Source organism: Pseudoalteromonas sp. BZK2 (assembly GCF_014349195.1).
GTDB classification, from domain to species: Bacteria; Pseudomonadota; Gammaproteobacteria; order Enterobacterales; family Alteromonadaceae; genus Pseudoalteromonas; species Pseudoalteromonas simplex.
In genome coordinates this window covers 231,020-251,913 of record NZ_JACSOG010000002.1, presented here as the reverse complement: position 1 = coordinate 251,913, position 20,894 = coordinate 231,020, and the positions used below count along the sequence as shown (strand labels likewise).

18 protein-coding genes are annotated in these 20,894 nt (G+C 40.5%); 14 read left to right on the top strand and 4 right to left on the bottom strand.

Annotation, left to right across the window (positions count from 1 at the left end; genetic code table 11):
* Positions 1-187 precede the first annotated feature (187 nt).
* Genes BIZ38_RS02240 through BIZ38_RS02230 form a run of 3 tightly spaced genes read left to right on the top strand, consistent with a single transcriptional unit; the run spans position 188 to position 3,131 of the window.
* On the top strand, positions 188-1,813 hold the full coding sequence (locus tag BIZ38_RS02240; RefSeq protein ID WP_054553954.1) for a methyl-accepting chemotaxis protein: 1,626 nt from the start codon (positions 188-190) through the stop codon (positions 1,811-1,813).
* A gap of 38 nt (positions 1,814-1,851) precedes the next feature.
* Positions 1,852-2,658: a substrate-binding periplasmic protein gene (locus BIZ38_RS02235; protein ID WP_054553955.1), complete on the top strand. Its 807-nt coding sequence runs from the start codon at positions 1,852-1,854 to the stop codon at positions 2,656-2,658.
* Between the two features lie 2 nt (positions 2,659-2,660).
* A complete protein-coding gene (locus BIZ38_RS02230) occupies positions 2,661-3,131 on the top strand; it encodes a DM13 domain-containing protein (protein WP_138599406.1) in 471 nt (156 codons plus the stop codon).
* A gap of 87 nt (positions 3,132-3,218) precedes the next feature.
* On the opposite strand, the gene ahpF is transcribed toward BIZ38_RS02230, so the two are convergent.
* The 3 genes from ahpF to BIZ38_RS02215 all read right to left on the bottom strand — a co-directional run bounded on the left by ahpF (position 3,219) and on the right by BIZ38_RS02215 (position 6,235).
* Entirely contained in the window at positions 3,219-4,799 is a 1,581-nt protein-coding gene (gene ahpF, locus BIZ38_RS02225; RefSeq protein ID WP_187489448.1) for an alkyl hydroperoxide reductase subunit F, read from the bottom strand.
* 155 nt (positions 4,800-4,954) lie between these two features.
* Entirely contained in the window at positions 4,955-5,524 is a 570-nt protein-coding gene (gene ahpC / locus BIZ38_RS02220; protein WP_054553958.1) for an alkyl hydroperoxide reductase subunit C, read from the bottom strand.
* Positions 5,525-5,731: 207 nt separating this feature from the next.
* Positions 5,732-6,235, bottom strand: a complete 504-nt coding sequence (locus BIZ38_RS02215) for a 2,4'-dihydroxyacetophenone dioxygenase family protein (RefSeq protein ID WP_054553959.1) — start codon at positions 6,233-6,235, stop codon at positions 5,732-5,734.
* 141 nt (positions 6,236-6,376) lie between these two features.
* On the opposite strand from BIZ38_RS02215, the gene BIZ38_RS02210 reads away from it, so the two are divergent.
* The 7 genes from BIZ38_RS02210 to BIZ38_RS02180 all read left to right on the top strand — a co-directional run bounded on the left by BIZ38_RS02210 (position 6,377) and on the right by BIZ38_RS02180 (position 13,573).
* Complete coding sequence (locus tag BIZ38_RS02210; protein ID WP_187489447.1) at positions 6,377-7,396, top strand: AraC family transcriptional regulator; 1,020 nt, start codon at positions 6,377-6,379, stop codon at positions 7,394-7,396.
* Between the two features lie 92 nt (positions 7,397-7,488).
* Entirely contained in the window at positions 7,489-9,027 is a 1,539-nt protein-coding gene (locus tag BIZ38_RS02205) for an AMP-binding protein (protein WP_138618330.1), read from the top strand.
* 78 nt (positions 9,028-9,105) lie between these two features.
* Complete coding sequence (locus BIZ38_RS02200) at positions 9,106-9,525, top strand: DUF3429 domain-containing protein (RefSeq protein ID WP_138618328.1); 420 nt, start codon at positions 9,106-9,108, stop codon at positions 9,523-9,525.
* A 54-nt stretch (positions 9,526-9,579) separates the two neighbouring features.
* Positions 9,580-9,951: a hypothetical protein gene (locus BIZ38_RS02195; RefSeq protein ID WP_054553963.1), complete on the top strand. Its 372-nt coding sequence runs from the start codon at positions 9,580-9,582 to the stop codon at positions 9,949-9,951.
* Between the two features lie 4 nt (positions 9,952-9,955).
* Complete coding sequence (locus tag BIZ38_RS02190; RefSeq protein WP_054553964.1) at positions 9,956-10,756, top strand: class I SAM-dependent methyltransferase; 801 nt, start codon at positions 9,956-9,958, stop codon at positions 10,754-10,756.
* A 2-nt stretch (positions 10,757-10,758) separates the two neighbouring features.
* Entirely contained in the window at positions 10,759-11,745 is a 987-nt protein-coding gene (locus BIZ38_RS02185; protein WP_054553965.1) for a Gfo/Idh/MocA family protein, read from the top strand.
* 151 nt (positions 11,746-11,896) lie between these two features.
* Positions 11,897-13,573, top strand: a complete 1,677-nt coding sequence (locus BIZ38_RS02180; RefSeq protein WP_187489446.1) for a methyl-accepting chemotaxis protein — start codon at positions 11,897-11,899, stop codon at positions 13,571-13,573.
* A gap of 36 nt (positions 13,574-13,609) precedes the next feature.
* Here the strand turns inward: BIZ38_RS02180 and BIZ38_RS02175 are convergent, their stop codons facing one another.
* Complete coding sequence (locus BIZ38_RS02175; RefSeq protein ID WP_187489480.1) at positions 13,610-15,625, bottom strand: TonB-dependent receptor; 2,016 nt, start codon at positions 15,623-15,625, stop codon at positions 13,610-13,612.
* Between the two features lie 443 nt (positions 15,626-16,068).
* Here BIZ38_RS02175 and BIZ38_RS02170 point away from each other — a divergent pair, with 443 nt between their 5' ends.
* The 4 genes from BIZ38_RS02170 to BIZ38_RS02155 all read left to right on the top strand — a co-directional run bounded on the left by BIZ38_RS02170 (position 16,069) and on the right by BIZ38_RS02155 (position 20,775).
* On the top strand, positions 16,069-16,359 hold the full coding sequence (locus BIZ38_RS02170) for a hypothetical protein (protein WP_187489445.1): 291 nt from the start codon (positions 16,069-16,071) through the stop codon (positions 16,357-16,359).
* On the top strand, positions 16,356-17,924 hold the full coding sequence (locus tag BIZ38_RS02165) for a PepSY-associated TM helix domain-containing protein (RefSeq protein ID WP_138618316.1): 1,569 nt from the start codon (positions 16,356-16,358) through the stop codon (positions 17,922-17,924). The genes BIZ38_RS02170 and BIZ38_RS02165 overlap by 4 nt, the downstream gene beginning before the upstream one ends.
* A gap of 150 nt (positions 17,925-18,074) precedes the next feature.
* Entirely contained in the window at positions 18,075-18,956 is an 882-nt protein-coding gene (locus BIZ38_RS02160; RefSeq protein ID WP_187489444.1) for an EamA family transporter, read from the top strand.
* Positions 18,957-19,122: 166 nt separating this feature from the next.
* Complete coding sequence (locus BIZ38_RS02155) at positions 19,123-20,775, top strand: hypothetical protein (protein WP_187489443.1); 1,653 nt, start codon at positions 19,123-19,125, stop codon at positions 20,773-20,775.
* The last annotated feature ends 119 nt before the right edge of the window (positions 20,776-20,894 follow it).

Sequence of the window (20,894 nt, the reverse complement as noted above, 5' to 3'; positions counted from 1 at the left end):
ATAGGAACAAAACAAAGCCAACGTGAAAATTGGCTTTGTTGCCTACAATATAAAGGCTGCATATGGTGACTTTACTAACTAAATGAGGTCTATCAAAAGAAAAACCCATCAAACAATTGCAAAAACTTGCTTAAAACCATTTCTCTATTAGTTTTAATAATAAGTCCCTACAAAAGTTTGCTCGCTCATGTTAAATAACTACACTGTTCGTACGAGATTAGCTGTCTTAGCTTTGTTACCAGTTGCTGTTTTTGTGATCACATCTATTTTCACGATGTCGATGATGTCTAATATGGTCAAAGGAATTGATAGTTTGTATAGAGACAGAGTACTCCCGTTAGAGCAAATAAAAACAGTATCGGACAATTACGCTGTTAACATTGTTGATTTATTTCATAAATACCGCGCTGATCAAATCTCCAAAGCTGACTTTCTAGCCGCAGTTGAAAACGCAAAGAATGTTGCTGACAATAAATGGAAAAGCTATTTAGCAACAAAACTCACTTCCGAAGAACAACGCTTAGTTAATATTGTTGAAAAGAATCTCTCTGTAGTCGAAAGTGAACTTAGCAGGTTTTTAAACCAAGTTAACAGTAACCAGCTAAAAGCGATCCCTAATGAGGTGTTTGTAAAAGAACTTTACGACGTGTTTGACCCTCTCAGTGAAAGTTATCAAGGTCTGATTAATTTACAGATCAATGAAGCCAACAAATTTAAAAATGCGGCAGATAAAGACTTTTCCCAAGTCACTATCGCAATGACAGCTTCGATAACTATTTTAATAATTATCTTGTTGTTTATTGCCTTTGTTATTTATCGTTCTATTCACAACCCTCTGTTATCGCTGAGCGAAACAATAGGATCAATCTCTGAAAACGCTGATTTACGGCTCCGCGCAAAAACCCATGGTAATGATGAGATAGCTCAGGCAGCAAACCACTTTAACGCTATGATGGAGCGCATTCATGCTCTTGTAAATGATGTAACCAGCGCAACACTTACTCTCTCATCTGCCGCTGAGCAAATGAACTCAATTAGCGACCAAGTTGCCAGCACTGCCACTGAACAAGAACAACAATCGGCAATGATTGCTACTGCTATTACGCAAATGAGCAGTGCTATTGAACAAGTTGCAGCTAATGCGCTTGCGACTTCAGAAAAAGCCACCCACACAGATAAGACAGCGAAGCTTGGCCAACAGTCTGTACAAGAAAATATCGATGCAATTAACCACTTGTCGCATATAGTTAATACCAATACTCAACTTATCAATGAGTTAAATACACAATCAACAGATATCAACCAAGTAGTGATGATGATCCAAGGGGTTGCTGAACAAACAAATTTACTTGCGTTAAATGCGGCCATTGAAGCAGCACGCGCAGGTGAGTCGGGTCGCGGTTTCGCTGTGGTGGCTGATGAAGTAAGGCAACTTGCGCACAACACGCAAAAAGCCACAGCGAGTATTAACGAAATGATCAGTAAACTACAAGCAATGGCGCAGCAAGCAGTGACCGCCATGGGCAATGCCGACGAAAGTGCTAAACAAAGTGTTGAATACGCAGAACGCTCATCACAATTACTGACTGAAATCACTCAAGAAATGGCACTTATTGCCGATATGAACAACGAAGTTTCTACCGCAACAGATGAGCAAACAATCGTTGCCAACGAACTTAGTTGTAATATAAATGAATTTAGCAGTAGTATTTCACTAGTTAGCGAAAGCTCGCAGCAAAACGCTCAAGCAAGTCAAGAATTAGCTTCATTAGCGTCGCGATTACAGCAACAGGTCCATGTATTCAAAGTATGATGGGCAACTGATTACTTTGCACACAGAGAACCTTATAAATGACTACAATTTGGCGCCTGTTTTTATTATTTTTAGCTTTGCATTGTTCTTACGCAATCGCGCAAAGTCAAATTGTAATCCAACTTGCTAAACCTATTTATACTGATGCAGTCAAACAGCAATACATTCATAAAATACTTACGAAAAGCTTTGCCGCGGTAAATGCTGATATTATCATCCGATATGATTCGCAACCAATGAATGATAAACGAATAGTAGAGCAACTTAGCCACAACAAAGCCATAACTCTTGCCTGGCTGTCATTACCTTCGCAGTTAAGTAATACCTTAGTAAAAACAACTATTCCTATTTATAAAGGCTTACACGGTAAACGGCTACTAATTATTCATAAAAAAGAGCAACTAAAATTTAAAGCTATCAAAAACCTGGAACAATTAAGACCACTACTTGCAGTGCAACAACAAAGCTGGTCAGATTATGATGTGCTAAAAGCAAATGGTTTATCTGTAAATGGAGAGCTTGATTACGCAGGAATGGTCAAAGCACTTGAAAGTGGTCTAGCAGATTACTTTCCTCGTTCTGCATTAGCAATAGGTGTAGAACTTCAGCGACTACAACAAACAAACTTTGTCATTGCGCCAGACATTATGTTGCAATACCCCAATGACTATTACTTTTACTTAAGTAAAGAAAATCAAAATATTAGGGATTTGCTAGAACAAGGCATGCAAAAGATACAGCAATCGGGTGAACTTGAGCAGCTTTATTTACAACACTTTGGTGATGTTGAAAAGCAATTTTCTTTAAGTCAACGCCACATCATAAACTTAAAAAATAGGGAATAATAATGCTAAAAGCACTGTTAATTTTCATCATAGCATTGGCTATTTTTGCTGCAGGCTTTATGGCTGGGATATACAGTTTGCCAATTTTAACTGAGCAACCAGCCCCTGAAATCAAGACTCTTGAACAACATCAAACGAGAGCTCTGTTTAGTGCAGAGTTTAAACCTGATCTTAAAGGCTCAGATCGCCTTCATTATGGTGATGGTATGGTTTATCTAACGAATGATGCTATTTCTATGCAAGGCACGTTATCACCAGGGCCTGACTATCAACTTTATCTATCGCGAAACTTTATTGATAACGAAGCCGATTTTTTAGCACAAAAAGGCACCATGCAGCGTGTTGCAGGGGTGCGTTCGTTCAACGGCTTTAAATTAGTTGTGCCACAAGGTATTGATGTCAGCGATTACAATACTGTGATTATTTGGTGTGAAAGTTTTGAGGAATTTATAACTGCAGCACAGTATCAGTAGCTCGATGAATAAAACAAAGCCGCCTTTGGAGAGGGCGGCTTTAAAGCGGCAGCTATGGGTGTGAGCTGCCTAATCAAGAGTCGCTAATTAAGCTGCATCTTCGGTGTTTTGAATCTCATCGCTGTGGCGAATTAAGTAATCAAATGCACCTAAACTTGCCGTTGCACCACTGCCCATGGCAATAATGATTTGCTTAAACGGCGTTGTTGTTGCATCACCTGCCGCGTAAACACCCGGTAATGATGTTGCACCTTTGCTGTCTATTTCGATTTCGCCAAAGCGAGTCAGTGCTAGTTCTGAATCTTTTAACCATTCAGTGTTTGGCACCAAGCCGATTTGCACAAAGATACCTGCAAGCTCAAGTGATTTTTCATCGCCAGAGATGCGGTCAATATAGCTTAAGCCTGTTACTCGTTTACCATCACCAACAACTTCTGTTGTTTGCGCGTTTTTGATAATCGTAATGTTGTTTAAGCTATTTGCTTTGCGAATAAGTACTTCGTCAGCACGTAAGGTATCAGCAAATTCGAGCACAGTGACATGCTCAACAATGTTTGCAAGGTCGATTGCCGCTTCAATACCTGAGTTACCACCACCGATAACCGCAACCGCTTTACCTTTAAATAACGGGCCATCGCAGTGAGGGCAGTAAGCAACGCCATGACCGCGATACTCTTTTTCACCGGGTACATTCATTTCACGCCAGCGTGCACCAGTTGCTAATACCACTGACTTAGCATTTAACACCGCGCCATTTTCTAGCGTGATTTGGTAATTACCTTGTTTAGTAAGCGATGCCGCACGTTGGTTTTGCATCACATCTACGTCGTATTCTTTTACGTGTTCTTCAAGTTGAGCAACTAATTTAGGACCTTCGGTCGCTTTTACTGAGATAAAGTTTTCAATTGCTAACGTGTCTGAAACCTGACCACCAAAACGCTCTGCCACAACACCGGTATTTAAGCCTTTACGCGCCGAATAAATTGCCGCAGAAGCCCCTGCCGGACCACCACCAACAACAAGTACATCGAATAACTCTTTATCGTTCAGTGCTTCGGCTTGGCGTGCAGCCGCTTTGGTATCTACTTTATTTAGAATGTCGGTCAGGTTAACAGCGCCTTGGCTGAATAACTCTCCATTTAAGTACACAGCTGGTACTGCTAACACATTACGCTCGTTCACTTCGTCTTGGAACAAGGCGCCATCAATCATAGTCGCCGTAATATTTTCATTGTGTGCCGCCATCAAGTTAAGTGCTTGCACTACTTTCGGACATGTTTGACAACTTAATGAAATATACACTTCAAAGTTAAGCGGCCCAGGCAATGATTTAATTTGTTCAATTTCAGTCTCTGATGCCTTGCTTGGATGACCACCAGTGTGAAGAAGTGCAAGGATCAAGCTTGTGAATTCGTGGCCCATAGGCACACCCGCAAATGTGATTTGCGTATTGTTAATAGGTGAAGACACCACCATAGACGGACGACGTACGTCTTGGTTAGGGTTATCTCGCACCGAAAACTTGTCGCTTAACGATGCTAAATCGTTCGCTAAGTTTTTAAGTTCTGTTGATTTATTGCTGTCATCCAAGGCGATAAGCAGCTCAACAGGGCTGGTAATAGAAGCAAAGTGGCTTGTTAATTGGTTTTTGATATTCGTATCTAACATGGCTTAGCCCTTGAGTTCAGAATAAATAATCTAGAAAAATTTTAGGGATAACTGCCCATCACCCGCTAATGTGCTTAATATGAGTTGTGATGGGCAATTAAAGTTGCATTGAGATAGCAAAGCAAAGCTTTGCTATCGTTTAATGCTGTGACAAATTAGATTTTGCCAACTAGGTCTAGTGAAGGAGCAAGTGTCTCTTCACCTGGCTGCCATGATGCAGGACATACTTCACCGTCGTGGTTAGCAATGTACTGTGCAGCTTGTACTTTACGTACTAACTCTTTCGCGCTACGGCCGATACCTAAGTCGTGAGTTTCGATTACTTTGATTTCGCCTTCAGGGTTCATTACGAATGTACCGCGAAGAGCAAGACCTTCGTCTTCAATCATCACACCGAAGTTACGAGTAATACGACCTGTAGGGTCACCAATCATTGGGAATTTGATTTTACCAATTGTGTCAGACGTATCGTGCCATGCTTTGTGAGTGAAGTGCGTGTCAGTTGATACTGAGTAAACCTCAACACCCATTTCTTGAAGCTGCTCGTAGTAATCAGCAACATCACCAAGCTCTGTAGGACATACGAAAGTAAAGTCAGCTGGGTAGAAGAAGAAGATTGACCACTTACCTAGCACGTCTTTTTCTGTTAGTTCTACAAAGTCACCGTTGTGGTAAGCTGTTGCATTGAATGGTTGTAGTTTTGTGTTAATTAATGAAGTGCTCATAATATTCCTCATTGATGTATTTAAAAAGTTTAATTAACGCAGCCTTGCGTCTGCTTGATTAATACAATAGAGGCCTGAGCGATTAAAATAAAATTGATTGTTTAGATTAAATTGATTTATTTTTTAGATTGAAAGATTGAAAATAGCAAAAACTACAAAGCCCTCAATAACTTACGCAATCAAGGGCCTTCATTTCAGGGAATAAAATTACTTACTAAAACCGTATAAACTCTTTGGTTTTATGTAGTTAGGCTCAATTCCTTGCTCTTTTGCAGCTGCTAACATCACTTGTTCAATCCAACCTGCATCCATAATGTTCATATAGTTGCCATCTGGGTCAAAGTTAATATTGGCTCCCATTACTATCATAAAGGTATCGGTCACTTCAGTGTTGTCTGCTGGGACTTGAAATTGATGAATCGAACCGCCTGGTTCAAATAAATAGCTACCCGCTACTTGTAAATCGTCAGGGTACTCAGTGTAGTGCCAGCTGCCCGCCATGGTATATAAATGCACAACACCAGTGTGAAAGTGCTTTGGCAAAACTGTACCCGGTTCAAATAAAACGCGTAAAACCCATACCCCATTCTCAGAATCCAGCATGAGTGGATAAATGTGCACGCCTGGTAAAGCGTTTTTAATTAGCTTTTCATCATTGGTATGAATAGTGAGTAAAAAATCTTGATGATTAATAATATCTGGTAATGCCATGTGTGTGCCCTCTTTAATGCGTGTTAGTAAATCAGCGTATTGTTTACGTTAATACATTGTTAAACTTTACTGACCTGTATTACTTTACTTTGTACGCAATTTTTTTTACTTTTTACGCCAGAGCGCAAAAAAGAGCATACTATGCCCCGATTAACACAAGCACCTGATCTAATTAGAGTATCTGCTCTACATGGCTATATTGAGCTGATCGAAAGCAAATTGGTGAACCCTGATATACTTTTATCACACGTTGGTTTAGACAGAAAACAACTACAAGATGCCAATAGCTTTGTGCAGTATCAGCAACTCATTCAACTGTTAGAGACCACGGCGAAAGAACTAAACCTGCCCTATTTTGGGTTAGAATTAGGGCGTTGGCAAAGCTTGAACATTTTGGGCTCTGTTGGTTATTTGGTGGGTAATTGCGACACCCTTGAATTGGCACTTAAAAATTTAACTAAGTATTATCACATTCATCAAAGTAGCGCTGATTTACTCCTTGAAGTAGACCAAAACTATGTAAAACTATCATTTTTAGTTCGTAGTAGCTTAAAAGTGAGTGTCTATCATGGCGCTGATCTAGCCCTGAGTGTTGGGGTTAATTTATTAAAGAAACTAACCGATGATCAAATAAAACTGTACCGTTTGGAACTTCCCCATAGTGGTAATGAAAATCCGAGTGTTTATCGCCAAGCATTAGGTCAAATTCCTGTGTTTAATTGTGCACACACAGCAGTCGTGTTTGAAAAAAAATACCTTAAACTCGCTATTAAGAACTCAGATAAGCAGTTGTTTTCTATACTCAGCCAACAGCTTGGGCTGATTCAAAACACCAAACGTGAAAATATCTCAGATCATGTTGAAGTGATGATCAAGCAGTACTTACTACACGAGGAGTTTGGGGTAAACCTTGTAGCCGAAAAGTTATCGATGAGTACCCGTAGCTTACAGCGCCACTTAACAAAGCATGGCACAACGTTTCGTGAATTAGTCGATGATGTACGCTGTCATTTGGCACATCAATATTTAATTGAATCTAGCCTCACTTTATCAAACATATCAGATATCTTGAGCTTTTCTAATTACAGCGAATTTACTCGATCTTTTAAACGTTGGTATGGTATTCCACCTAGAGATTACCGCAAGTTTCATTCCCATTAATGGCGTAAAAAGTCAAAAACAAGTCGTTTAAAGCTAAGTTTCACGTTAACAAATTGTATATATTCATTAGTCAAACAAGCTAAGGAATAACCATGAACACACATGATAACCTCACGCAATTAATTGAGCATAGTTGTAAGACTTATGCTGACTTTCCTGCCTACACAAGTGTGGGAAGAACATTCACTTTTTCTCAAGTAGAACAACAATCTCGCTATTTAGCCCAGTGGTTTCAACAGCAAAGTGGTCTTGTTGCAGGAGACAGAATTGCTATTCAACTACCTAATATTGTTGATTACCCTATCGTAACTTATGCAGCATTTCGTGCAGGATTAATCGTAGTCAATACCAACCCGCTTTATACTGCCCGTGAAATGCTACACCAGTTTAATGATGCAGAGGTAAAAGCCATTGTTATTCTTGATGCCCTTAGCGAAAAATTAGCAACAATTATTAATGATACATCCATTAAAACCGTTATTGTTGCAGCCGCTTTAGCTGAGCCAGCATTACAAGAGAATCAATTTTCGTTAAACGAACTCATTCGCCAAGGTGAAAGACTTGCCCCTCTTGACGCTCATCAAGCAAGTCGTGACGATATTGCTGTTTTACAATACACCGGTGGTACCACAGGAGTTGCCAAAGCAGCGATGCTTAGTCATGGCAACATCTTAGCCAATGCCGAGCAAATGAATGAGCGCTTTGACAACATTTTAACGCCTGGTCAAGAAACCGGTATTTGCCCGCTTCCGCTTTATCATATATATGCCTTTACGGTGAACATGGTTAGCTTATTTGCCATGGGGCAATTTAATGTACTTATTCCAAACCCTCGTGATTTAGATGCCTTAGTTAAACAAATCGAACCTTTTGATATTAATTACTTTTCAGGGATTAACACCTTGTTTATTGGTCTGTGTATGCACCCAAGGTTTAAAGCTCTAAATTTTTCAAACCTAAAAATGACCGTGTCAGGAGGAGCAGCTTTAACGCATGCTGCAGCTGATGCGTGGATGAGCACCACAGGTTGTACAATCACAGAAGGCTATGGCTTATCAGAAACCTCGCCTGTTGTGACATTAAACGATTTTCAAAATGAAGAAATTGGCAGCATTGGCCTCCCACTATCAAACACCACCGTGGAAATTTGGGATGAAAACGACGAGCCCGTTGCAGACGGTGAGTCTGGCGAGATAGTTGTTAAAGGCCCGCAAGTAATGATGGGCTACTGGCAACGCCAAGATGAAACCGATAAATGCATGAAACGTGGTTTTTTCAAAACCGGTGATGTGGGTCTGAAGCTACCAAGTGGTAATTACAAAATTGTAGACCGATTAAAAGACATGATTATTGTCTCTGGTTTTAACGTGTACCCTAACGAAGTTGAAAACATACTTTGTCAGCATCCGGCTATCTGCGAAGCGGCTGTTATTGGTGCAAAAGATGAAAAAACCGGTGAGCGTGTGTGTGCCTACATTACTTTAAAAGAGCAGATTGATGAACAACAAGTGAGTGACTACTGCCGCGAAAACTTAAGTGCTTATAAGGTGCCTAAATCAATCATTTTTATGGAACAATTGCCTAAATCGACGGTTGGCAAAATTCTACGTCGGGAGTTACGTCAGCAATAAAGCGATCGTTTTAGCCGCCTAACTGGTATAAAATAACTACGAGTTATTTTATACCAGTTAGGTAGTTTAAAGGTCATTATGGAAAAGTTTATTAATCACATTCAACTTGGTTACTTAGGTTTACTGCCTTTTTTAGGCTGTGTAGGCTGGCCGCTTATAGCAGGTAGTAATGCTGTTAACTTAGACTTTTTCACTTTTTATAGCATCGCCATTTTAGCCTTTATGGCTGGTAATTTATGGCATGCAGGCCAGCAAACGCATGCTGATGCCATCAAAGCAATTATTCCTATCTTACCGATTGGTTTTTTAAGCTTTTTACCGTCAAGCTGGATACTGGCTTGGCTTGCTGCGAGCTTTTGGCTCGTGCTGTTGTTTGAGAAAAGCACACCGCAGTGGCAAACCTATCACGTTGATTATCAAAAAATGCGATTCGTTTTAACCTCGGTTGTGTTTGTATGCCACATATTTGTAATTGGCATGAGTATCTATCCTGAGTAGCCCTTTTCTTGCGTTTGCGGTAACATCCGCGGCTCAGTTTTTTAAGGACTTGCTATGATAGATCAACTGCGCGCTAAACTAGATCACCTAGGTGAAAATTACGTAGAAAAAAACGCTCACTTTAAAATAAAAGTGATCCCATTTTTTTGTGCAATTCACATCAAAAAAGATCATAAAAACCAAGGCAACTTAAAGCTATACTCAAATCAGCTGATTGAAATATTTTTAGCTACCATGTTCTTGTTATTCGGCTTAATGCTTTTTGATACAGAAGCAGGTTTTACCCATGGCCCTATTCATATCGTTATTGCTGTTTTAATTAGTTTCAATCTAATTTTTAAGCAAATAGCCATAGAAGGCCTTAAAACTCGCTTAGCCCTTTGCCCTAAAATTTCAGTTGAAATAGCGCCAGAACAAGGCAAATAACCCCATGTATTTAGACCCTAGTTGGCGCATATTAACGGTAGGCGATGGTGATTTATCATTTTCACACTCTGTTGCTCGTTATATAAAACCAGCCAAGCTTGTTGCTTCAACTTATGATGATGCAAACACCATAGAACAAAAATATGCCGACAATGCACTTAGCGCCTTGCAACAACTTAATATTGAAACACTCACTGAGTTTGATGTAACAAGGCCAGACTCATGGCAGCGCTTAGATGGCGCTTGTTTCGATGTGGTTATTTTTCAATTTCCGCTGATACCTGCATTTAAAGGTGAAGCCGCATTTAAAGCACACACCCAACAAGGTGGTATGAATGTATTAAACCGTGCTTTGTTGCATCGCTACCTAGACTACGCTAGCCAGTTTGCATTAGATAAAAACGGCCCGATGTTATGTTACATCACCTCTAAAGATGTAAAACCTTACCGCGAATGGAATATTGAGGGCAGCTTAAATCAAGGGCTTAATTGCCAATATCTTGGCCAAATGCCATTCGATATTAGCGTGTTTCCGGGCTATAAAATTCGCAATGTTGATCGCGATAAACACGTTAAAGATACTAGCGGCATTACCTATGTATTTAGCGAAAAAACTAACAATGAAATTACCCCTAAGCTTAGTTTTCCTGCTTATTTAGGTGAAAAATACTGTGCATTATGCCGCGTTGGCCCTTATATGGCCCAAGAAGATGAAGACAAACATTTGTTAAGCAAAAAACATAAACAAATGGAAAAATTTGAACAGAATTGGCAAGCATGGCTTGTACAAAACAGCGAGGAGTAACCATGAACTTTGTGATTGTAGGTACCAATTTTATAAGCGATACACTACTGAGTGCAGCTAAAGAAATTGAACATTTCTCCTTATATGGTGTGTGCTCTCGAGAGCAGCAAACAGGCGAGGCTTTCCTTATAAAGCACGATGCTCAAAACGCTAAAGTGTTTACCAATATTGAGCAAGTATGCGAAGACCCATTAGTCGATGCCGTCTACATTGCTGCACCAAATAGCTTACATAAAGACTATGCTGTAATGTGTTTAAAAGCTGGTAAACATGTTTTAGGTGAAAAGCCTTCGGCTGCTAATAGCAAAGAGCTTGAGGCCATCGTTCAGGCGGCCAAAACGCATCAACGCTTATACATGGAAGCGATGATGACCACGCATTTACCAAACTTTGCACGCTTAAAAAGTGCCATGGCAAAGATAGGCACGCCACGCAAATATATTGGCCAATATAGTCAGTACTCATCGCGTTACGATAAATATAAAAACGGCGAACGCCCAAATACCTTCTTGCCAGAATTTGCTAACGGTGCATTAGTCGATTTAGGTATTTATCCGCTGTATATTTTACTCGCATTATGGGGCGCGCCTCAGAGTGTAAAAGCCAGTGGTGTGTTGCTTGAAACTGGTGTTGATGGCGCTGGCGATGTGCTTTTAAATTACGCTGATAAGCAAGCGGTGATCAGCTATTCGAAAATCTCGCAAGGCGATAATTTTACTGAAATTCAAGGTGAGAAAGGCCGAATACGTATTGAAGCGGTGTCATTATTAAAGCGCATGCAATTTATTGGTAACGATGGCACGGTTGAAGAACTGTCTGAGCCATTTGATGATCATTTTATGCGCCATGAGGTCAGCCACTTTATTCAAGCTGCGAATGCAGGACAAATTGAGTCATCTGTTAATACTCATACACTGTCAAAACAAGTTATGGCTGTACTTGATGAAGCACGAAATCAGCTTGGCGTTGTGTATCCAGCAGACCAATAAATGCATTACTCAAGGGTGGTTGACTCTGCCCTTTTCATTTTCAACATAAGCTTAAATGACCACCTCTAAATAACTTACCCGTAATTTTTATTGAATCAAAAATTTTGTACTATGGTTAATAGTACTTACTTTCAATATGAAGGGTAATACTTTGACTATACGCTTTTTACTCAGAACCGTTTTCGCAGCAACCATTACCCTTGCAGCCGGACTTCTCTTCATTATTTTATTTTTACAATCAGGCCAAGATGAGAGTATGGAGTCGGCTCAACAGCGTTATGAGCTAAGCCATCTTGCTCAGTTTTCATCTTCAAATTCGATTCGCCTTACTGAGCTTGCTCGTCAACATGTCGTAACCTTAGATCCTCGCTATGAAGTTGAATACCATCATCTTGTTGACCAAATTCAAGGAAAAGCAGCTTGGCTCAATGGTCAGAAAAAAAACTATGTGCAGCGCTTAAAAGCCTTTAATGTCGCTACCGATGATTTGGCTTTATTACAAAAATCCAACGATTTATCACTCAAACTAGTCGAAACAGAAGAAAAAGCATTTAGCTTAGTCAGTGATTTACTTGGTCGAGATACTAACAACTTAACCGTCAGCGAGCATAAAAGATGGGTGCAAGCTATTACGCTTTTAACCAACGATGCTTACATGGCCGAAGTTGAGAAAATTCAGCAGCCTGTAAAGGCCTTTTTAAATTCAATTGAGGAAAAAAGTGCAGCAGAGGTAAAAAATAATCATGACCGTGTGGTAACTTTAAGCCTAGTTAGCACCGCTTTAGTTCTAACCATCATTGCTACCTTGATAGTGTGTTATTGGCAATTAGAGAAAAAAGTGATTAAAGCAACTCATGCTTTAATTAATGAGGCCAAGCGTATCTCTGAAGGAGATCTCTCTCGCTATATTGACCATAAAGCTGATGATGAAATAGGCCAACTTGCGGTCAGCTTCAACATTATGGTTGATAAGCTCTCCCAGCTTCTAAAAGAAATACATAATCAATCAGAGCAAGCACAAGTGGCGGCGAAAAGTTTAGATGAAATATCACAGCAAGCTAAAACACTCAATGATATTCAAAGCCAAGCTATTGAGGTAATTTCAAGCTCAGTCTATGAAAACTCAACGGCCGTAAAAGAGGTTTCTCAAAACTGTGCAGAAGCGGCAAGCAGTGCCACCGCTGCTAATCAAAAAACCAAAGAAGGCCTACAGGTTGTCCAACAAGGGGTAAGCTCTGTTGAGTCAGTGGCCGACACCTTAACCAAATCGCTAACAGATCTTAATCAGCTGGAAGCCTCAGTAAATGAAGTCACTGCTATTTTAAGTGTAATAAGTAACATTGCCGAACAAACTAATTTACTAGCACTGAATGCTGCAATCGAAGCCGCAAGAGCGGGTGAACAAGGCAGAGGGTTTGCAGTGGTTGCTGATGAAGTAAGAACATTGGCTAGCCGCACACAGAGCTCAACCCTTGAGATCCAAGATAAAATTGACTCATTACAATCTGCAACCAATGCAGTAACGCAAAGGATCCGTTCAAGCGATGCGCAAATTAAAGAGGCGGTGCTCAATTCAGAAAAAGTAGGCCATATGCTTGATGAAATTAGCCTTCAAGCAAAAGCGATTTCTGATGCCAATATGACCATAGCTTCTGCATCTGAGCAGCAATCTCAAGTGACCGAAGAAATAGCCCAGCGTTTAAACGAAGTCCAAGATACAAGTCGTCAGTCGCAGCAACAAACACAAAGTATTTCAGATTCTTCAAGTAAACTGGCTAACTTAGCAAATAACTTAAACGGGCAGATTAACCGCTTTAAATTGAGCTAGTCGCTGGTTCTGCTCAGCGACTAGCGATTAGTTTATTTAAAACCGGTAAGTAACAGATGCACCGATTGTTTGTGGGTTTACAACTGCAACGTAGCCTTGTGGGTAACGGCCACTAGCAGGCTCTTTTGAAGTATACGCCTCTTCATCTAAGGCGTTGTTGATGAAAGCACTGATCAGCCACTGTTCGGTATCGTAGCTCATCGATAAACGCGTAATGGTGTAATCACCTGCAACGCGCTCTTCAGTGTTCGTTAAATCGCCATAAAACTCATCAACATAATTAGCACTTAAATTTACTTTTAAACTATCAGTAAACCAGTGAGATACACCCAAACTCGCGGTTAACTCCGGCGCAGAATTTAGTTCATTGCCAACGGCTTCTGGGAACGCAATTGATTCATCTATTTTAGTTTTCAATAAACCAAAACCGCCATGTAATTGCCACTGTTCGCCCAGCATGCTGTAAGCTTCAACTTCTAAACCATAGCTATGAGCATCTTCGATATTAGTGATTTTACGCTCAGAGCTTAGCGCTTGATAACCGTTGAAGTTGTTGTAAAACACGTTGGCACTAATATTAATATCGCCATTATTTAAAACGCTGCGTGAGCCAATTTCATAGGTATTAACCGTTTCTTCATCGTAGTAGTAATAATCTTCTGCGGTAAAATCAAGGGCGCCGCCCCCTGCATTGTAACCACGACGAGCACTAGCAAATAAAGTCGTTTCGTCGCTAATGTCATATTGAATCGCGAGCTTTGGTAAACGCAGTGTGTGAGAGTTATCAAGTTGTTCAACCAGCATATCACCACGAAATGCCATATTAAAATTACGTAATTGTTCTTCACGCTCAATGCGCAGACCCGCTGTTAATGTGAAATCGCGACTTAAGTTAAAGCTTGTTTCACCATATATTGCCGTCGATTTACTACTATCGTCACCGTAATAGTTGGTTGCACCTACACTTTCAAAGTCTTGGTCGCGATCAAAATAGGCAAGACCCACAAAACCAGAGTAAAAATCATTGCTTAAACCAAAGTTCAATTTGGTATCGACAGTGATGTTACTCTCACCCATTGATACATCAGATTCTGCGCTTTCAAGTGGCTCGTATGCTTCAAAGCCCCATTTATAATCCATATAAGCAACTAAAACATCTAGCGAAAAATCATCGTTAATTTTGTAATCAACATTCACTTGCGTGGTGTCAGATTCAGTATCCATAATACGTTGATATAGTGGCTCATAATCAAATGGCTCATCCGCTAAAAAGTACTTACGACCCGAGTTACCCTCTTCACTATAAGTTGAATATGTTAGCTGTACTGCTAAATCTTGGCTTGGTGTGTAAAGTAATTTAGCGCGTGTGCTACTGGTATTTAACTTGTTTAACTCACGATCAGTTGGGTTTGTTTCGTATACCGGCGGATTTGAAAATGTTTCGCCATCAACGTACTGAGTTGATAAACGAAATGCTAATACATCTTCAACTAACGCTCCTGATACCACTGCGGCAGTGTCTAGATAGCTATCTTGGTTGCGATAACCGACGCGCACAGCGCCTTCAAAATCTTGAGTTGGCGCTTTAGTTGTCATGTAGACAGCACCCGCAATACTATTACGACCATTGCTGGTTGATTGCGGCCCTCGGTAAACCTCAATTTGTTCTACATCCCACAGACCCGTATCACCAGTTAAATCAGCTACAAACGGCTGGCTTACACCATCGATTAAGGTTGAAACACGAGCCTTTGAACCACCACTAAATGAGTTAAAACCCGTTGCGCCACCATTACCAGACACACCTCGCATATCTGGCACCGAGCCCGTTAACACAACAACGTTCGCCATTTCTGACAGCGCTTCAGATATCGATGCAAGTTGGCCGTTTTCTAATAGCGACTTATCAACAACCGCCACTGACGACATCGTCTCTTTAAGTGACTTCTCAGTTTTTTCACCTGTAACAACAATGGTATCCATTGATTTTCGACTGTTTTGATCATCGTCGGCCCACGCTGAGCCTTGCGTAACAAGTAATGATGCAAGCATAACTTTGGTGAGTGAATTAAGTTTAAATGCTGTAGCCAATGTCCTTTCCCCGTAAGAGATTATTAGAATTAAACAAATTGCGTTTGATAAAAAACGCTAGGAAATTAACACAAGCTTAATGTTATTGCAATTGAGTTTAGTTATCATTTACAATAAGATTTAATGTTTGCTACAACTATAATCTCATGCTCATTTTTACTGTTACTCTGCTTATCTTTTTCGCTGTCAGTATTTTATATTGCACCAGAAAACAGCAGCGATTCTTAAAAAAACCAATTAAAAAACAATGGCGATTACTTTCAATTGCGTTAACTATTTGCGCATCAATACTTGCCCTTCAACAATTCTCAGTCACAGCGGCCGTGTTCTACATCATCTTTAGTGTGATGCTAATGTTGATGCTGCTCCCTTTTGCGAGCCTGCTGCAAAGAAAAGGATAACTCATGACAAGTTCAGCTAAACGCCAACCAACTTGGTTAGGGAAAACGCTAGCAGGTGCAATTTTAGGGCTAGCACTTTCATTTATTTTCGTTGCTTTTTTTGCTTGGTATGGCCCTGGAGGCATTGATGCTCGCGATAAAGTGCAATTTAACATGTGGATGCTCACGCCAGTTTGGCTAACCATTTTTAGTTTTAGTTATTTGTTCAACTCAGCAAAGCAAGCTTGGCTTGTACTTGGTGGGTTAACTGTGCTGCTTTATGGCGTATTTTTTATGCTAAGGAACGCATTATGAAAGTCAGATCGGATATTCTTCGCACCTATCAAGGAGTACACACATGGACAGGCATCATTGCAGGTTTAGTGCTATTCATAGGTTTTTATGCTGGCAGCTTGACCATGTTCAAACACGAACTTCAGCAATGGGCTGCCCCCATTCAAGCTCCTAAAGTCACCAGCTCTAGTTATGACTACCAAAAGCTTGTAGATACTGCAATTAATGAACATAGTGAGCAACTGGCCAAAGGCTTTAACCTCGATTTACATACCCCAAATGCGCCTCTTTCGTGGTATATCAAAGGCAATGCCCGAGGCATGGAGCTTGATAAACAACTGAACTTCGCCCACCTAAATGCTGATGGCAGTTTAAACGTCAGCGTACAAACCGAAAATGAACTTGCTGATTTAGTAGACTATTTACACCGTACAGCGGGCTTCATTGGCGAAATTGGCCATGACCAATCAGGGGTGTATATTCTTGGTATTGCCTGTATTTTGTATTTTTTAGCTTTGGTCTCAGGAGTGATTATTTTACTGCCGACATTAGTTAAAACTTTTTTTGCACTGCGAAAAGAAAAAGGGCCTAGTCGATTTTGGCTTGATAGCCATAACCTTGTCGGTATCGCCAGTTTACCATTTCATTTAGTCATTGCTTTTACCGTGGTGGTATTTGCATTTCATGATTTTATTTATGGTGGTTTAGCACAATTTTATGATGGTAAGCCGCTATTTCAGCGCCCTACGCCTGCGGCGCAAAGTTTTCATATTGAAAACTTGCCACGCATTGATGAGCAAGTACTCGCAGCGAAAAACTATGCCCCCGGCTATGAGCCAATCCATATTCGCTATAGTAATTTAAATTCAGCATCACCTTCTGCGGTGTTTATGATGAGTAACAATAATGCGGTAGTGCGTGGACCAGATACTGATTACCTATTCATGAACCCGTACACACTAGAAGTGGTTAACTCAAGCTACCCGCAAGGCGAAGATGCAGTGTGGGGTAACATGGTTGCCAGTATTTTCTCACTTCATTTTGGCACCTATGGAGGAGACTGGGGTCGTTGGGGTTACTTCATTATGGGATTACTTGGCGCCTTCTTATTCTATTCAGGTAATTTATTGTGGATAGACAAACGCTTCAAAAAAAATCCTAATAAACGCAGTACCTTGTTTATGGCAAAACTCACCATTGGCGTTTGTTTAGGGTCTATGATTGCCGTTGCTTTTACACTCGTCGCTGCCAAATGGCTACCTGCATTTGTTAGCAACACAAACTACGCTACCCTATACAGTTACTATGCAGCCTTTTTTGTTTTTGTAATATATAGCTTCTTAAAACCTGTGCAAAAGGCAACCACGGTTGGGTTTTATTTACTCGCAAGTCTGTGTGCATTAATGGTGTTATCTACGCTAGTAAAACTTGCCAGCGACACCAATTCACTATTTTACTCAAGCTATTTAGTTGATATTGTCGCTGCTATTTTTGCGGCTACTTTCTTTAAAGTGGCAAAACGCCAGCAGCAAAAACAGGCCACGCAAACCATCATGCCGACCTTTGAACAAGCAGGACAAAGTTAAGCACTCTCTTTATGGGTATCAAAGCAATTTGATACCCATAATTTTGCTTTATCGAAAATCTGTGTCTGTTTAACGAAAAACATTTCTTCTCCCTCAAAACATCAGTAGAATCGCCGCAAACTTGAACTATTAACTTTCATAAGGACAGTGATGCAGCGCACCATTCCACCGTTTTTTATTGCTGTTATTTGCGTGCTTCTTGCAATGGTTACCATTCAATCTGGTGCCTCTGTTGCAAAGCAATTATTCCCTTTAATAGGCCCTGAAGGTACCACAGCACTTCGATTAGGTTTTTCAGCTGCTATTTTGTGCCTGGTTTTTAAGCCTTGGCGAGCTTTTCCGCCGATAGGGCAACGCATGCCGATCATCGTTTATGGACTGAGTTTAGGTGGCATGAATATCCTGTTCTATTACGCGATTGAGCGCATTCCTTTAGGCATTGGTGTTGCTCTGGAGTTTACTGGCCCCCTTGCAGTTGCCCTACTTTCATCTCGTAAAAAGCGCGATCTGTTTTGGGTAGCCTGCGCCATTGCTGGCATTATTTTATTGCTACCTGACATGAAAGGCGAAGACAGCCTCGACCCTGTTGGTGTTATTTTAGCCCTTGCAGCAGGTGCATGTTGGGCGTTTTATATATTGTTTGGCAAAAAAACTGGAAACCAAGGCTCTGGCGGGATGACTGTAGCCATGGGGATGAGCGTCGCCGCGATTGTGCTTGTGCCTTACGGCGCCGTTTCGCAAGGCGCTGCATTATTGAGTTGGGAAGTATTACCACTTGGTATTTTAGTGGCTATTATGTCTAGCGCACTACCCTATACGTTAGAAATGGTGGCACTTCGCAATATGCCCGCACAAGGCTTTAGCATCATGATGAGTTTAGAGCCTGCGATCGCAGCATTGGCTGGTTTTATAATTCTCTCTGAATTTTTAAGTGTATGGCAGTGGCTGGCCATTTTATTAGTGATTACCGCTTCGGTTGGCAGTTCGATGTCAAGCAATTCTGATGATCAGAAAAGTCAGAAAAACAGATAATTTAACGCTTTATATACATTTTTTAATACTTAAAGGTTGAGATTTAGACTCAAAAACAGCTTTTATCGGCATTCGTAAAGTGAAATGGCTCACTATAATGCTCACTATTAATACAAAGTGGTCTTATCTCTTTGTGTCGGAATAAACCTAATCGTGGGATTTACTTATGTCGATAAAAACTAATTTGTTACTTTCAAGCCTTGCAGTTGCAAGTACATTCGCTGCATCAAATGCTATGGCAGCAAGCTGTCAGGGCGAAATTTTTGCAATGAACTCAGGCCGTGGTGAAACCGGTGTTGTATTTAGCCTTGACGAGCAAAATAAGTCGGCTACAGCACACTCAATCGCCCAATTTAGTTCTGCAGCCATTGCTTATGATGCCTCAACAAATCGTACCTACTATGCTTCATCACCCATTCCGTTAGAGTACAAAGTTGATGTAAACCATCTAGATGTTAGTGATGAGCAGTATTCTCACCTACCAATTCGTGCCGATAAATTCAAATATAGTCGCTTAGCCTATTTAGATCATGTTACAGGTGAACATGTTGTGGTTGGAACAACTAAATCTGTAATTGGTATGACATATGATGCAAGCTCTGATTCATTACTTGCAGTAAGTTTTACCAAGCTTTATAGCATTAATAAAACCACAGGCGAAGCAACTGTATTAGCTGATTACAGCGACCTTGAGGGCTTGAGCCGCGCTGATTTAGTCGTTAAAAATGGCGAGCTTTTGCTAATAACCTCAACCTCAGTTTATAGTATTGACCGCACAAGCTTTATGGCTACAGAGCTTTCAAAACACGATTTAATCGCGGTAGGTGGTGCGACTGTTAATAAAAATGGCGACCTTGTGATCAGCCGCTCTGTCATCAACGACCATGGCGATAAGAACGAATCAAAGCTATACCGCTTAAATCCATATTCAGGCGAAACCTGTCTTGCTGCAACATTGCCAGTTCGCATTAACGACTTAACGACCAATACGCTTAATGCTGTGGCATGTGATGTAGTACCTAGTTGCTCATTACCAAGTGAATTAATCCCTTACTACTCAGAAGCAGTGATTAAACAGCTTGATAGCAACTGGAAGAGCTATGACTTTGGCAACCAAGAATTTATAGCTCCTGCGGTATTTACTTCGGCACCGACATTTAATGGTAAACACGGTGGTACAAACCGTTTAACTGATGTAACACCTGTGGGTTATTCAGTATCTTTCCAAGAGTGGCAATATCTGCAAAATGGCAATGGTCACCCTCATATTGAGTCGTTTGACTTTTTAACTATGGACGAAGGTCGTTACACAATGAGCGATGGCACTATCGTTGAAATTGGTACCTTTACTCTAAATGGTACAAAAGAATTTAAAGATATTGTGTTTAGCAAAGAATTTACTGCAAAACCACATGTATTTTTGCAAACACAAACCTTTAATGGCCCACATACCGTATATACGCGAGTTACAAGCTTAAATAATACAGGTTTTAGTGCCGCATTTTTTGAACAAGATACTTTAAATGAAGGTCATTGGAATGAACGTGTTGCTTATTTTGCAATTCTTCCTGGCTCAGGCACAACAGGTACTCTTGAGACTCGTGCTGGTAATAAGCAATATAGCTTACATCAAGCAGATATAGATCATAACGGTGGCCAAATTGGTGAGCATTTCTACCTGATACACGAGGAACAATCTGAGGATGAAGAGATCAACCATACCAAAGAGCAGGTAATAGTAATAGATATTGAGGAAGTAAGCCTTGTTCAATCTATTACAAGTAGAGGTCCTGATAACTTTAGTATCCGCAGAAAATAACCCCTAAATTTAGGCGCCTCAGGGCGCCTTTTTTATTTCTAATTAGCCTTACTCCCTATCCGTTCCCAAAAAAGGAAGAGCGTTTACTTAAACGCGGTTATTACACATTTTTTGGTAAA

What these genes read in the sequence shown, in the direction of transcription:
- BIZ38_RS02240 (WP_054553954.1), top strand. Translation starts at nt 188, where the DNA reads ATGTTAAATAACTACACTGTTCGTACGAGATTAGCTGTCTTAGCTTTG.
- BIZ38_RS02235 (WP_054553955.1), top strand. Translation starts at nt 1,852, where the DNA reads ATGACTACAATTTGGCGCCTGTTTTTATTATTTTTAGCTTTGCATTGT.
- BIZ38_RS02230 (WP_138599406.1), top strand. Translation starts at nt 2,661, where the DNA reads ATGCTAAAAGCACTGTTAATTTTCATCATAGCATTGGCTATTTTTGCT.
- ahpF (WP_187489448.1), bottom strand. Translation starts at nt 4,799, where the DNA reads ATGTTAGATACGAATATCAAAAACCAATTAACAAGCCACTTTGCTTCT.
- ahpC (WP_054553958.1), bottom strand. Translation starts at nt 5,524, where the DNA reads ATGAGCACTTCATTAATTAACACAAAACTACAACCATTCAATGCAACA.
- BIZ38_RS02215 (WP_054553959.1), bottom strand. Translation starts at nt 6,235, where the DNA reads ATGGCATTACCAGATATTATTAATCATCAAGATTTTTTACTCACTATT.
- BIZ38_RS02210 (WP_187489447.1), top strand. Translation starts at nt 6,377, where the DNA reads ATGCCCCGATTAACACAAGCACCTGATCTAATTAGAGTATCTGCTCTA.
- BIZ38_RS02205 (WP_138618330.1), top strand. Translation starts at nt 7,489, where the DNA reads ATGAACACACATGATAACCTCACGCAATTAATTGAGCATAGTTGTAAG.
- BIZ38_RS02200 (WP_138618328.1), top strand. Translation starts at nt 9,106, where the DNA reads ATGGAAAAGTTTATTAATCACATTCAACTTGGTTACTTAGGTTTACTG.
- BIZ38_RS02195 (WP_054553963.1), top strand. Translation starts at nt 9,580, where the DNA reads ATGATAGATCAACTGCGCGCTAAACTAGATCACCTAGGTGAAAATTAC.
- BIZ38_RS02190 (WP_054553964.1), top strand. Translation starts at nt 9,956, where the DNA reads ATGTATTTAGACCCTAGTTGGCGCATATTAACGGTAGGCGATGGTGAT.
- BIZ38_RS02185 (WP_054553965.1), top strand. Translation starts at nt 10,759, where the DNA reads ATGAACTTTGTGATTGTAGGTACCAATTTTATAAGCGATACACTACTG.
- BIZ38_RS02175 (WP_187489480.1), bottom strand. Translation starts at nt 15,625, where the DNA reads ATGCTTGCATCATTACTTGTTACGCAAGGCTCAGCGTGGGCCGACGAT.
- BIZ38_RS02170 (WP_187489445.1), top strand. Translation starts at nt 16,069, where the DNA reads ATGACAAGTTCAGCTAAACGCCAACCAACTTGGTTAGGGAAAACGCTA.
- BIZ38_RS02165 (WP_138618316.1), top strand. Translation starts at nt 16,356, where the DNA reads ATGAAAGTCAGATCGGATATTCTTCGCACCTATCAAGGAGTACACACA.
- BIZ38_RS02160 (WP_187489444.1), top strand. Translation starts at nt 18,075, where the DNA reads ATGCAGCGCACCATTCCACCGTTTTTTATTGCTGTTATTTGCGTGCTT.
- BIZ38_RS02155 (WP_187489443.1), top strand. Translation starts at nt 19,123, where the DNA reads ATGTCGATAAAAACTAATTTGTTACTTTCAAGCCTTGCAGTTGCAAGT.